Origin of the sequence: Mesorhizobium sp. B2-8-9 (genome assembly GCF_006439475.1) — a bacterium.
Lineage (GTDB): Bacteria > Pseudomonadota > Alphaproteobacteria > Rhizobiales > Rhizobiaceae > Mesorhizobium.
Window position 1 is genome coordinate 32,564 of the sequence record NZ_VFTQ01000028.1, and the last position, 12,394, is coordinate 44,957.

Genomic DNA, 12,394 nt, shown 5'->3' on the forward strand with positions numbered 1-12,394 from the left:
CATGGCGTCACCGATGTTCGAGAAAATAGCGCTGGTCGGCATCGGCCTGATCGGCTCGTCGCTTGCCCGCATTGTCCGCCGCGAGGGTCTGGCGCGCCATATCGCCATAGCGACGCGCAGCCAATCGACGCTCAAGCGCGCCGAGGAGCTTGGCCTCGGCGATTCCTACAGCACCGATGCTCGCGAAGCCGTGCGTGACGCCGATCTCGTCATCGTCTCGGTTCCGGTCGGCTCGTCCGGCGAGGTCGCGGCCGAGATCGCGCCAGCGCTGAAAAAGGGCGCCATCCTCACCGATGTCGGCTCGACCAAAGCCTCCGTCATCGCGCAAATGCAGCCGCATGTGCCCGAAGGCGTGCACTTCATCCCCGGACATCCGCTGGCCGGCACGGAAAAGTCCGGGCCCGATGCCGGCTTTGCCGATCTCTTCGAGAATCGCTGGTGCATCTTCACGCCGCTGCCGGGCACCGATCCCGCGGCGCTCGAGACGCTTTCGGAATTCTGGCGGCGCTGCGGCTCCAACATCGACACGATGGACCCGCAGCACCACGACATGACGCTCGCGATCGTTTCGCATCTGCCGCATATCATCGCCTACAACATCGTCGGCACGGCGGACGATCTGGAAGCGGTGACCAAGAGTGAAGTCATCAAATATTCCGCTTCCGGCTTTCGCGACTTCACCCGCCTTGCCGCTTCCGACCCGACCATGTGGCGCGACGTGTGCCTGCACAACAAGGACGCGATCCTGGAGATGCTGGCGCGTTTCTCGGAGGATCTGGCCTCGCTGCAGCGGGCGATCCGTTGGGGCGACGGCGAGAAGCTGTTCGACCTCTTCACCCGCACCCGCGCAATCCGCCGCTCGATCATCGAGGCCGGCCAGGATATCGATGTGCCGGATTTTGGTCGCCAGGCGGTCGAGCACCCGGCGAAGCCTTAGGCTTTTTCCTCGTTCTCTGGCGTGGATTGACCTGTCAGCGTGGGCAGGCGCATGCGCTGGAGATTGGCCGAAACGCCCATCGCGATCGTCATCCACGGGCGGAGCAAGGAGCGAAGCGACGCGCGCAGACCCGAGGATCATTCCGTGACTTCCGAGCGCTGTCGCGGTGCAGAATTCTGCTCCGCCGCATTCCATGGCTCAGGTCACGGAATGGATTCCAGGGTCTCCGCGACGCCGCTTTGCGGCTGCTCCGCTCTGGAATGACGAGGTTGAGCGGCTTACGCCAACCCCAGCATTTGTGCCGATTTCGCGGAAATAGCCGAGATACTTTTGCTTTCTAGCCCTGGGCTGGCGGCCAGTGCGCCGCCATCATCGCCAGCGTTTCGGCCCGATCCGGCGCGCCGAGGCGGCCGCCGAAGCGCAGGCATTTGAGCGCCGCGGCGGCGCTGGCAAAGCGCAGGGCTTCCTCCATGGGCATGGCCTCGGCGAGGCCGACGGCGAAGGCGCCGTGGAACACGTCGCCGGCGGCGAGCGTGTCGATTGCCTTGACCTTCGGCGCCTCGACATGGCGCACGCGCCGAGTCGCGCGGTCGTGCCACCAGGTGCCGGCCGCGCCGCCGGTCACCGCGACAAAGGCATCGGTGCGCGAAGCGAGGTCGGCGCAGGCGCTTTCTGGGTCGAGCGCGTGGCCGCAGACGATACGCGCCGCCGGTTCGGAAGCGACGATGTGCGAGGCCAATGGCAAGAGTCGCTCCAGCACCTCGACTGGCGCCGTGTCGGCGTCCAGGATCGCCGGACGGCCGATCGATCTGGCCGCGTTTAAGGCAAGGGCCGCGGCGCCTGGCCAGCGGACATCCACCAGCACGGCGTCGAAGCCGGAGAGGTCGGCGAGCGGCAGCGCCTCCGGGTCGGCTTGCGCCTTTTTGTCGTAGAAGGGGACGATGACGCGCTCGCCATGCGCATCCACCAGGATCGCGGCCAGCGCCGACCGCGCGCCGGGAACGCGGCGGATAAGGCTGCAGTCGACGCCTTCGGCCTGAATGTCGGCGATCAGCTGGTCGCCGACCGGATCGTCGCCCGTGCTTGCCCAAAGCGAGACCTCGGCGCCGAGGCGATGTACGGCGCAGGCGGCGCTCGTCGCCATGCCGGAAGCGATCTGGACGCCGTCGCTGGCGATGAACTTGCCTTGATGCGCGGGCAGCGTTTCGACGCGAAGGATCGTGTCGAGAGTGAAGGCGCCGACGCTGAGCAGTCTGACCGGCTTCGCCATTGTCCCGTTATTCAAGCGGCTTGATCTTGCCGAGTGGGATAAAGCCCAGCGAGGCCTTGCCCTTGACGATCTTGAGCGGCATCGAGGGTTCTTTTCCAAGCATCGACAGGGCGGCAAAGCCCTGCTCGATTTCGCTTTTATGCTCGGGAATCGCGCCGGCGAGGATAGATGCCACCGCTTTCGGGTCCTTGAGCTTGATCGTCAGGTCCCCGTTGACCAGCCCTTCCGCGTCGACGGAGACCGGTCCGGACACGATGATGCGCGCCGTGCCCGACGACAGGTCGAGCTTGGCGATCTCGATCGACTGGCCGCGCAGGCTCTTCGGGGGCGCTGGGATCAGCGCCACGCCGTTCTTCAGCGTCACGTCGCCACTGCCGTCCAGCGCCGGCAGCACGCGTCCGTCGATGGCATCCGCGTTGATCTCCAGGTCGCCGAAGCTGCCGACATAATTGATGTCCTGGCCGGCCGGCTGCAATTGGCCGGCCGCCTTGCCGGCGCTGAACAATTGCATCGGATCCGCGTCGTCCTGCGGGTCGGTCTGACCGTTCAGGCCTTCAGCCTGCACGGAAACGCTCCTTGGCAACGGCCACCACACTTTGACATTGGCCTGCAACCGGTCCCAGTCGATCCAGAGCGGCGGCATGCCGGGCGCCATCATCCTAAGCGGCCCGCGCAGGTCGGCGACCGGCGACAGGGGTCCGGTGAGGCCGGCGACGGCGTTGAAGCTGCCGGTGGAGGCGGCGACCTTCCGGGCGTCGTCTTCATAGGCGATGTTGTCGCAGGAAACCGTGAAGCTCATCGGGTAGCCGCTGACGGCGAGGTTGGCGCAGCCGGCGGCGATCCCTTTGCTGCCCAGTTTCGCCACCGCCTGATCCGCCTCGGTCTTGAGCCTGTCGGCGAGATAGAACCAGCCGCCGCTATAGGCGGCGAACAGCACGACAAGGAGCGCGGCAAGCCAGAACAGCCGGCGGCGAAGTTTGGGCGATCGCTCGTCACTTGACGTCATGCTGCGGCTCTCGTTAACCCGGCGAGCGGGCATTTACCAATACGCAAACAAGCGGGGGCCAGAAGAAGCACCTCGGCGGTGCGGTGTCGTTCACTCGAATGCGATCAGGCTTGGCGATATGGGCGATTTTTGGGTTTTTGGCTATGGGTCGCTGATCTGGCGGCCCGGATTTGCCCATGTCGAGACGCGCCGCGCCCGGCTTTACGGCTATCGCCGCTCGCTTTGCGTCTATTCCTTCGTGCATCGCGGCACGCGCGCGCGGCCGGGCCTGGTGCTCGGCCTCGACCGGGGCGGCTCCTGCGTCGGCCTCGCCTACCGTGTTCCCGGCAATTTGCGCGACGAGGTGCTTTCCTATCTGCGCGAGCGCGAGCTGGTCACCAGCATCTATCTCGAACGCATCCTCGATGTCCGGCTGGATGGTGGAGGCGCGGTCGAGGCGGTCGCCTACACCGTCGACCGCCAGCATGAGCAGTATGCCGGCGCGCTCGACGCCGATCATGCGGCCAGGATCGTTCGCGGCGCGGTCGGCCAATCCGGCCGAAACGAGGACTATCTCTTGAGCACACTTGAGCATCTCGAGGCGCTCGGCATCCGCGATCACTGGCTGGAGGAGGTGGGCCGTCGGGTCGCGTCTTCGTGAAGCGCATTTTCGGCGAAATAATTTCGCCTCCAATGCTCTATCTCTTTGTTTTTACGCAATTCCAGACGCAAAACCGCGACGCAGTTTTGCTGGAATTGCTCTGGTCCGATCAAAAAACAAAACCATGCCTTTGACCTCGCCCGGCCGCGACCTAGCTTAGCGGCATCCCATCCTTGGGCGTCAGGCCCGTTCCAGCATCACGGAGATCAGTCTTGCAGAAACGTCGTCTCGGTCGCACCGACCTTTCTATCGCGCCGCTGGTCCTGGGCGGCAACGTCTTCGGCTGGACCGCCGACGAGAAGACCTCCTTCGACCTGCTCGACCGGTTCATCGCTGCCGGCTTTAACGCCGTCGATACGGCCGATGCCTATTCGCGCTGGGTTCCCGGCAACAAGGGCGGCGAATCGGAAACGATCATCGGCAACTGGATGAAGAGCCGCGGCAACCGCGATCAGGTCATCGTCATCACCAAGGTCGGTTCGGACATGGGCCAGGGCAAGCGCGACCTCTCCGCTGCCTATATCGAAAAGGCGGTCGACGCTTCACTGAAGCGGCTGCAAACCGATGTCATCGACCTCTACCTGTCGCACTGGCCGGATCCGGCCACGCCTTACGAGGAAACGCTCGGCGCCTATCAGCGCCTGCTCGAAAAGGGCAAGATCCGCTATCCTGGCTGCTCCAATCTCGATGCCGGGCAGCTGCGCGCCGCGCTCGACGTCGCCAGCCTGCGCAGCCTGCCACGTTACGAGGTGCTGCAGCCCGAATACAATTTGTACGACCGCTCGTCGCTCGACGGACCGCTGCTCGACCTCTGCAAGGCAGAGGATATCGGCGTCATCACCTATTTCAGCCTCGCCAAGGGATTTCTGAGCGGCAAATACCGCAGCAAGGCCGATCTCGGCCAGAGCGCGCGCGGCGAAGACGTCGCCGAATATCTCAACGAGTGCGGCATGCGCATCCTTTCCGCGCTCGATGCCGTGGCGGAGCGCCATTCGGCCAAGCAGGCGGAGGTGGCGCTGGCCTGGATCATCGCGCGGCCGGGCGTCACCGCGCCGATCGCCAGCGCCACGACCCCGGCCCAGATGGACAGCCTGATCCGCGCCGCGTCGCTCAAGCTTTCGGCCGACGATATCGCGGCATTGGACCGGGCCAGCGCCTGAGACGGGCGCTGCGCACGAACGTCCAAGACGGCCATGACAAAACCCGCTTCAGTCCTGTCGCATCGCGGCGGCAGGAGGGTTCGGCATGGCCGATGGCATCTTGAACGAGGCGCAGACCTGGCAGCAGGTGCTGGCGCTTATCGTGGCCGCGACGGTCGTCATGGGCAGCCCGGGACCGGCGACGATCAGCGTGACCGCGGTCGGCGCGGCTTTCGGTCTGCGTCCTTCCCTGGGTTACACGTCTGGCGTGGTGCTCGGCACGATCGCCGTGCTTCTGGCGGTGGCGGGCGGGATTTTCGGCATGCTGACCTCGGTGCCGGGAGTGGCGCCGGTGCTGGCGGTCGCCTCGGCAGGCTACATCCTTTATCTCGCCTTCAAAATAGCGACCGCGCCGCCATTGGCGGAGCGCGGAAGCACGGCGACGAAGCCCGATTTCCTTGGCGGCTTCATGCTCGCCGTCGCCAATCCGAAAGCCTATGTGGCGATCGCAGCGGTTTTCGCCGGCGCCGCGTCGCAGGCCGATGCGCTCGGCGTCTCCACCAGGCTGCTGGTGCTTGCCGCGATGATCGTCGCCATTCACGTCGTGTGGCTGCTTGCCGGAACGGCGTTCGCGCGCGGCCTGCGCCATCCGCTGGCCTCGCGGATCATCAACCTGGTGTTTGCCGCCACGCTGGTGCTGACGACCCTGCTGGCGGTGCTGCGGTAGCCGATCAGGTCTTCGCGGTTACGCCGAGTTCCGCCAGCCGTTTCACCGCCGTCGGCGGCATGGGCGGCGGGTTCGGCGCCTGCGCCGCTTCGATAAGCATCTGGTCGCAGGCCGCCTCGGTCTCGCCGATCAGCCGCTGCATGAATTCCTCCTTGCCGAGCCCTGGCGGGATCGGCGGCAGGAAGCGGGCCTTGATGGTGCCGGGATAGCGCAGGAACTTGCGGCGCGGCCAGTAGAGGCCGGCGACATGAGCCACCGGGACCACAGGAACGCCGAGCTGCGTGTAGAGCTCGACGATGCCGTATTTGTAAGACGGCTCGGCGCCCGGCGGGCGGCGCGTGCCTTCGGGATAGATGATGAGCTGGCGCGGATTGCGGTTCATCTCCTGCCTGGTCGCGACGACGACCGCCTTCAGCGCTTTCGAACGGTTGCCGCGGTCGACCGGGATCATGCGCATCTTCAAAATGTACCAGCCGAAAAAGGGAATCCAGGTCAGCTCGCGCTTCAGGATGTAGAGCGCGTCGTCGAGATAGGGGAAGAAGGCGATCGCATCCCAGAAGGATTGATGCTTCGGCGCCAGGATGAAGGAGCCCTCGGGCAGGTTCTCGATACCCGTAATCTCGCTCTTCGTCGCGGCGATCTTGTCATAGAGCCACATCGAGGTCCGCGACCAGAATTTCGGCACGAACCAGGCGCGGTGGCGCGGCGACAGGAAATAGAAAGGCGTCCAGAAGATCATCTGGACGATCAGGCTGAGATAGAAGACGAAGTTGAACGCCAGCGAGCGGATGATGAGCATGCAAGGGGCCCGTGAGGAAGTGTGCGTTGGTTACACCAAGCGGCGGCAAAAAGGAAACGCCGCCATTGTCGAATGGTGCCGCTAGAGTGACCTGGCCAGCCGTTCCTTGAGACGTGGCGCGGCGAAATCGAGGAAGGCGCGCAGCTTGACCGGCAGCCGGCCCTGGCCGGCATGGACGAGGCTCACCGGCCAGGGCGGCGGTTCGAAGGGCTGCAGTACCAGCCGCAGCGCGCCGGCGCGCACGGCGGCATCTGCCTGGTAGGAGAGCACTTTCGTCAGCCCGAGCCCGGCAATCGCGGCATCGATGGCCGCTTCGGCGGTGTTGACTTGCAGGCGCGAGCGAACAGGGATTGTCGTTTCCGTCTTGCCGGTTCCGAAGCTCCATGCCGCGGGAGCGGCGAGACCTTCGAAGGTGACACAGTCGTGGCCGGCAAGGTCTTGCGGGGTCGTCGGCGTGCCATGCAAGGCGAGATAGGCGGGGCTTGCGCAGACGATACGGCGGATCGAGCCGACGCGGATCGCAACCATCGCCGAATCCGGCAGCTCGCCGATGCGCAGGGCGAGATCGATATGTTCCTCGACCAGTTGGGTGATCCGGTCCGACAGGGTCAAGCGGACATCCACTCGCGGGTAGACGGCGACAAAGCCGGCGATCACCGGCAGCACATGGAGGCGGCCGAACACGACCGGCGCCGTGATGACCAGCTCGCCGGTTGGGCTCGAATATTCGCCGGCAGCATCGCGCTCGGCCTCGCTCACCTCGTCAAGGATGCGACGGCAGGCGGCAAGATAGGACTGGCCGGCATCGGTCAGCGTCAGGCGCCGCGTCGAGCGGTTGAGCAGGCGCGTCCCCAAATGCTTCTCCAGTTCGGAGAGCTTGCGGCTCACCGTCGGCAGCGGCACGCCGGCGCGCTTGGCTGCAGCGGAAAGGCTGCCGGCCTCCACCGTGGCAACGAACAGGGACATAGCGTCGAGGCGATCCATTATTCTTCCGAAATATGGAAAGATAGATTGCGAACATGCTCTCTACATCCGGTTTTCGGAAGAGCCTAATTGATGTGCGATCCTGTTCGCGGAGCGCCAGCATGAATGAATTCACCAGCGACGTCGCCTTCACGCCTACCGTCAAGGCCATCCAGTCCCGCAAGGGGTCGCGCAATTCCTATGCGCGCGTCGAGCAGCACGGCGGCTGGCGGGCAACGATCGCTCCGGATCTTGCTGCCTTCATCGAAGCACAGACCAGCGTGTTCCTGGCGACGGCCAACGCCGAAGGCCAGCCCTACATCCAGCATCGCGGTGGGCCGGCCGGTTTCCTCAAGGTGCTGGACGAGCACATGATCGGCTTTGCGGACTTTTCCGGCAATCGGCAGTTCATCACCCAGGGCAATCTCGAGGACAATGACCAGGCCTTCCTGTTCCTGATCGACTATATGCTCCGGCAGCGCATCAAGATCTGGGGCAGGGCGCGCGTCGTCGAGAATGACCCGGAGCTGACGGCGAAGCTGATGCCGGCGGACTACAAGGCGCGGCCGGAGCAGGCGATCCTGTTCACGGTCTCCGCCTGGGATGCCAATTGCCCGCAGCACATCCCGCAGCGCTTCGAGGCGGCGGATGTCGCGGCCGCACTTGCCGAGCGCGACCGGCGCATCGCCGGCCTGGAGCAGGAGATTGCGGGCCTGCGCAACAGCGCGCCAGGCGAAGTCTAGTTCTTGACCACCGTCGAGGCTTCGGCGAGCGTGACGCCTTCGGGCGTCGCGCGCAGCGGCAGGAAGCCGCGCGCCAGAGACAGCACATATTTGCTGTATTCGGTGAGCAACACACGCAGGGCTTCCGGCTTGGTCAGCCAGCCGCCGTTGCCGAGATTGGTGTTGACCACCGGATAGGGCTCCAGGCGCGCGCCATGCAGCAGCCGGCCCATCTCAAGCAGGCTGCGCGGCATGTGGTAATTGTTGGTAACGATGATGATGCTGCCATAGGCGTGGTTCTCCACCCATTTGGCGCTTTCCTCGGCATTGCCGATGGTGTCGAGCGCGGCGCGGTCGATATCGACGCAACAGGAAAAGAGCTGTTTGTCGCCGCCCATCGCCGCCTGCAGCTGGCGCTTGGTTGCCGACGGATGGACGCCGCTGATCAGCAGCCGTTCGCCCTTGCCGGAGGCTAACAGGTCCATCGCCGCGTCGAGCCGCGACTGCCCACCGGTGAGCACGATGATGGCGTCGGCCTTGGCGGGATTGGCCGGAGTCGTCATATGGCTGACCCTGTCGGCAAACCAGCCGAAGCCGCCGGCAAAAAGCGCCAGCGCGGCGAGAACCACGAAACCGCAGACGCGCAGGGCGAGCCTCAAACGACCGAACCCGGCGAAGGCAGCGCTGCGCACACGCATCGCCGGCATTCGTCCAGCCGTCTCGATCGAATCCCGCGCTTCCATCATCCCCAGGTTAATCCTGAAAGCCTCTAATGGTTAACTCCGAAATGCGGCCGTTGATAGGTGAGACGGCGCACATTGCGTTACGGCAGGTATCCCGCGTGTGATCATTGTCTTGTTTGTTTATAGCGCTTTGCGCCGGTTTCCGGATTGATCTCATGGGTCAGCCCGCATCCGGCTGGCGAACGTCGATGTCGCTGAGATAGGCGACGACGGTCGCATGCGAGGTGGCCGCGGTCAGCGCGCCGATCACCAGCACCATCAGACCGACGCCGAAATAGCCGGCTGAGCCGATGGCGAAATTGCCGAACAAAGCGGTTGCCTGGTCGGCCTGGGGCGTCGCCATGTTGCGCGACGACCACCAGGAAAAGACGATGAAGACGGCGATCGCCAGGGCGCCGCCGGCGGCAGCGCCCTTCATGCCGGTGACCAGGAAATGCCAGCGGAATTCGCGCGCGATGAAGCGCGCCTCGGCACCGACGAAATGCAGCACCTCGATGATGTGGCCGTTGCCGGCCATGGCGCCGCGCGTGGCGAACACCACCGTCAGCACGGTTGCCGACAGCATCAGCACCAGAACGGCAATGCCGATCGTCACGGTCGTGCGCGCCATGGCGACCAGCCGGTCGACCCAGGTGCGGTGATCGTCGAGTGCCGCGGTCGGTATTTTCGGCGTGATGGCGGCGCGCATGGCGGCAAAATCGGGCGGGCTGGCCTCGTCGATGGTGACGATGATGAGGCGCGGCACCGGCAGCTCGTCAATGTTGAGGCCGCTGCCCAGCCACGGTTCCAGAAGACGCGCGGTCGCGTCGCGGTCGATGATCTTGGTGCCCTTCACGCCGGGGAACTCGCTGGCGATCTGCGAGGCCTGCGCAAGGGCCGCCTCCATGTCCAAACCGTCGGCCGGCTTGATCTGGATCGTCGCCTCGCGCGATATCTGGTTCTCCCAGACGGAGGCGGTATCGCGCACCAGCGTCACGGCGCCGAAGGTGAGGCAGGACAGGAAGGTCATGATGGCGATGACCAGCACCAGCGCCCGTCCAGCGATGTTCTGCGCCGGTACGATCGGCGCCGTCTTGCGCTGGACACGCCGGACCGTCGTCTTCTCGAGCGTTTCGTGCTGGAGGTGATCGGCCGGAAGGTCAGTCATAAACGTCCAACCTTCCACCGGCCAGGATCATGCGACGCGCATCGACCTGTTCCATCAGGCCGAGGTCGTGGGTGGCGATCACCACGGCGGTGCCTAGCCGGTTGAGCTCGATGAACAGTCTTAGCAGCCTGCGCGCCAGCGGCGGATCGACATTGCCGGTCGGCTCGTCGGCAAGCAGGATCTCCGGCTGTTCGATCAAGGCCCGGGCGATCGCGGCGCGCTGCTTCTCGCCGCCCGACAACACCGGCGGCAGCACATGCATACGGTCGCCGAGCCCGACCCATTTCAGCAGCTCGGTGACGTCGGTGCGGTAGCTCGCTTCCTCGCGCCCGCGCACGCGCAGCGGCAGCGCGACATTCTCGTAGGTCGTCATATGGTCGAGCAGGCGGAAGTCCTGGAACACCACGCCGATGCGGCGGCGCAGCAGCGGCAGTTCGCCGCGCGAAATGCGCGAGCGGTCCTTGCCGAAGATGGTGATCAGGCCGCGTGTCGGCTTCAGCGACATGAACAAAAGGCGCAGCAAGGTCGTCTTGCCGGCGCCGGAGGGGCCGCTCAGGAACTGAAAGGAGCGCTCCGGAATGTGCAGGGAAATATCGCGGAGGATCTCCGGACCCATGCCATAGCGGAGGCCGACATTTTCGAAGCGGATCACGTTCGGCGACCTGAAACTTTCGGCGGCGACGCGCCACAATCTACTTTAACAGACCATCGGCCGGCATGGTTAACCGGCGGTTAATTTGTAATGCTCAGCGTGCATCAAAGCCATTCCGGTGGGGAAGCGTTAACCAATTCCGTTTACGCAAAAGAAACGAAGACTGCACTGGTGCCGTAATGGCTGACGAGAGGACCGCGCGCCCTGTTTCCGGCGAAATCATGACCGGTACGGCAACGAATGCCGCGCCGGAGCGCGCCATTTTCGATGCCGCCAATATCGTCGATGCCGATTACGTGGTGCTGCCGCGTCTTGCCTCGGCACCGGCAGCACCCCCGCCGCAGATTCCGCCGACGCCATCGATCGAAGGCATGGGCATGCTGCGCAAACCGGACGCCCCGCCGCTGCGGTCCTCGCGCGGCGGTCCAATGTTCTGGATCGCCGGCATCGGTATAGCGCTGGTCTCCTTCTGGGTGTCGGGCGGTCATGCGCTGGTCCGGCAGAGCCCCTTTTGGACGACCGCCGCGCCGGCGAGCGCGCTCACCATTTCCGGCGTGACGTCGCGCATCGATGCGTCGGGCTTGAAGCCGGTGCTGTTCGTGGACGGCGAGGCCGCGAATGACGGCATGAGGTCGGAAACGCTGCCGCCGCTCGAAATCCGCGTCACCGACAACAACTCCAACATCATCCGCTACAGGCTGGGGACATCCAATCGTTCGCTGGGCCCGGGCGAAAGATTCGGCTTTTCCAGCCGCCTCGATGTGCCTAAAGACGGCGTAAGGACAGTCTCCGTAATCTTCGCCGGCTAGGTGTGTCGATATTCAGGTGAGGCCGCCCTGCAAACGATGCCTTTCTGCGCTTCCGGCCTTCGCCGGCCGAAGCACTTAGGAGTGGCGTGGCAGTTAAATTGAGGCTATGGCCGGCGTAGGCCGGTGCTCACGTACTGAATGTACGCCCCGCTCCGGTTCTCGAAAGCCATCGTTCTCGACTCGGCCTGACCTGAATCTCGGCACACCTAGCGCCCGGCATCCTAGGTGGTTTTGAAGGAAAAACTATGCCAGTTGTGCGCGGCAAGGACATCGAGGTCCTGTTTTCGGCGTCGGCGATCGCGCGCCGCAATCTCGAGCTTGCCAAGGAAATCGCCGGGCGCGACTACCACGACCTGCTGGTGATCTCCATCCTCAAGGGCTCGTTCGTCTTCGCCGCCGATCTCATCCGCGCCATGCATGATGTCGGCCTGTCGCCGGAAGTCGAGTTCATCTTCATCTCCAGCTACGGAGCCGGCACCACGAGCGGCGAGGTCAGGGTGCTCCGCGACATCGACAATGAGGTCGCCGGCCGCGACGTGCTGTTGATCGACGACATACTGGAGTCCGGCAAGACGCTTTCCTACACCCGCGACCTGATGCTTTCGCGCGGCGCCAAGAGCTGCGCCATCGCGGTGCTGTTGGACAAGCGGATGCGCCGCCAGACCTCGCTCAACGCCGACTATGTCGGCTTCGACTGCCCGGACTATTTTGTCGTCGGCTACGGCATGGATGTCGCCCATGCGTTCCGCGAGCTGCCGTTTGTCGGGGTGGTGAAAGGCGACGCCTGAGGAGGCGGGGCCATTCCGAAAAGCTGCCGATCGTTAGAATTTTCAGAAAACA

14 protein-coding genes are annotated in these 12,394 nt (G+C 64.6%); 7 read left to right on the forward strand and 7 right to left on the reverse strand.

The window, feature by feature from the left end; all coding sequences use genetic code 11:
* Nucleotide 1: 1 nt before the first annotated feature.
* Entirely contained in the window at nucleotides 2-937 is a 936-nt protein-coding gene (locus FJ423_RS26240) for a prephenate/arogenate dehydrogenase family protein (protein WP_181174906.1), read from the forward strand.
* 337 nt (nucleotides 938-1,274) lie between these two features.
* On the opposite strand, the gene FJ423_RS26245 is transcribed toward FJ423_RS26240, so the two are convergent.
* Both FJ423_RS26245 and FJ423_RS26250 read right to left on the reverse strand, forming a co-directional pair.
* The gene (locus FJ423_RS26245) at nucleotides 1,275-2,207 is read right to left on the reverse strand and encodes a sugar kinase (protein WP_140845881.1); all 933 of its coding nucleotides are present in this window, start codon (nucleotides 2,205-2,207) and stop codon (nucleotides 1,275-1,277) included.
* Nucleotides 2,208-2,214: 7 nt separating this feature from the next.
* A complete protein-coding gene (locus tag FJ423_RS26250) occupies nucleotides 2,215-3,213 on the reverse strand; it encodes a DUF2125 domain-containing protein (protein ID WP_140845882.1) in 999 nt (332 codons plus the stop codon).
* A 118-nt stretch (nucleotides 3,214-3,331) separates the two neighbouring features.
* Here FJ423_RS26250 and FJ423_RS26255 point away from each other — a divergent pair, with 118 nt between their 5' ends.
* From FJ423_RS26255 to FJ423_RS26265, 3 genes are all read left to right on the forward strand, one after another.
* Nucleotides 3,332-3,853 carry a gamma-glutamylcyclotransferase gene (locus tag FJ423_RS26255; protein ID WP_140845883.1) on the forward strand — a complete coding sequence of 174 codons (522 nt, stop codon included), beginning with the start codon at nucleotides 3,332-3,334 and terminating at the stop codon, nucleotides 3,851-3,853.
* A 212-nt stretch (nucleotides 3,854-4,065) separates the two neighbouring features.
* Nucleotides 4,066-5,013 carry an aldo/keto reductase gene (locus FJ423_RS26260; protein ID WP_140845884.1) on the forward strand — a complete coding sequence of 316 codons (948 nt, stop codon included), beginning with the start codon at nucleotides 4,066-4,068 and terminating at the stop codon, nucleotides 5,011-5,013.
* Nucleotides 5,014-5,098: 85 nt separating this feature from the next.
* Nucleotides 5,099-5,719 (forward strand): LysE family transporter, encoded by a 621-nt coding sequence (locus FJ423_RS26265; protein ID WP_140845885.1) that lies wholly within the window; start codon nucleotides 5,099-5,101, stop codon nucleotides 5,717-5,719.
* 4 nt (nucleotides 5,720-5,723) lie between these two features.
* Here the strand turns inward: FJ423_RS26265 and FJ423_RS26270 are convergent, their stop codons facing one another.
* Both FJ423_RS26270 and FJ423_RS26275 read right to left on the reverse strand, forming a co-directional pair.
* Complete coding sequence (locus FJ423_RS26270; protein ID WP_140845886.1) at nucleotides 5,724-6,518, reverse strand: 1-acyl-sn-glycerol-3-phosphate acyltransferase; 795 nt, start codon at nucleotides 6,516-6,518, stop codon at nucleotides 5,724-5,726.
* Nucleotides 6,519-6,599: 81 nt separating this feature from the next.
* Complete coding sequence (locus FJ423_RS26275) at nucleotides 6,600-7,502, reverse strand: LysR family transcriptional regulator (protein WP_140845887.1); 903 nt, start codon at nucleotides 7,500-7,502, stop codon at nucleotides 6,600-6,602.
* 101 nt (nucleotides 7,503-7,603) lie between these two features.
* Between FJ423_RS26275 and FJ423_RS26280 the strand changes: the two genes are divergently transcribed.
* The gene (locus FJ423_RS26280) at nucleotides 7,604-8,224 is read left to right on the forward strand and encodes a pyridoxamine 5'-phosphate oxidase family protein (RefSeq protein ID WP_140845888.1); all 621 of its coding nucleotides are present in this window, start codon (nucleotides 7,604-7,606) and stop codon (nucleotides 8,222-8,224) included.
* Here the strand turns inward: FJ423_RS26280 and FJ423_RS26285 are convergent.
* From FJ423_RS26285 to ftsE, 3 genes are all read right to left on the reverse strand, one after another.
* Nucleotides 8,221-8,949 (reverse strand): YdcF family protein, encoded by a 729-nt coding sequence (locus FJ423_RS26285; protein ID WP_140845889.1) that lies wholly within the window; start codon nucleotides 8,947-8,949, stop codon nucleotides 8,221-8,223. The two genes, FJ423_RS26280 and FJ423_RS26285, sit on opposite strands and share 4 nt — an antisense overlap.
* A 157-nt stretch (nucleotides 8,950-9,106) precedes the next feature.
* Complete coding sequence (locus FJ423_RS26290) at nucleotides 9,107-10,093, reverse strand: ABC transporter permease (RefSeq protein WP_095767469.1); 987 nt, start codon at nucleotides 10,091-10,093, stop codon at nucleotides 9,107-9,109.
* Nucleotides 10,086-10,745 carry a cell division ATP-binding protein FtsE gene (gene ftsE, locus FJ423_RS26295; RefSeq protein WP_027167480.1) on the reverse strand — a complete coding sequence of 220 codons (660 nt, stop codon included), beginning with the start codon at nucleotides 10,743-10,745 and terminating at the stop codon, nucleotides 10,086-10,088. The genes FJ423_RS26290 and ftsE overlap by 8 nt, the downstream gene beginning before the upstream one ends.
* 221 nt (nucleotides 10,746-10,966) lie before the next feature.
* On the opposite strand from ftsE, the gene FJ423_RS26300 reads away from it, so the two are divergent.
* Nucleotides 10,967-11,554 carry a hypothetical protein gene (locus FJ423_RS26300; RefSeq protein ID WP_246680310.1) on the forward strand — a complete coding sequence of 196 codons (588 nt, stop codon included), beginning with the start codon at nucleotides 10,967-10,969 and terminating at the stop codon, nucleotides 11,552-11,554.
* 245 nt (nucleotides 11,555-11,799) lie between these two features.
* The gene (gene hpt, locus FJ423_RS26305; RefSeq protein ID WP_095767471.1) at nucleotides 11,800-12,342 is read left to right on the forward strand and encodes a hypoxanthine phosphoribosyltransferase; all 543 of its coding nucleotides are present in this window, start codon (nucleotides 11,800-11,802) and stop codon (nucleotides 12,340-12,342) included.
* The last annotated feature ends 52 nt before the right edge of the window (nucleotides 12,343-12,394 follow it).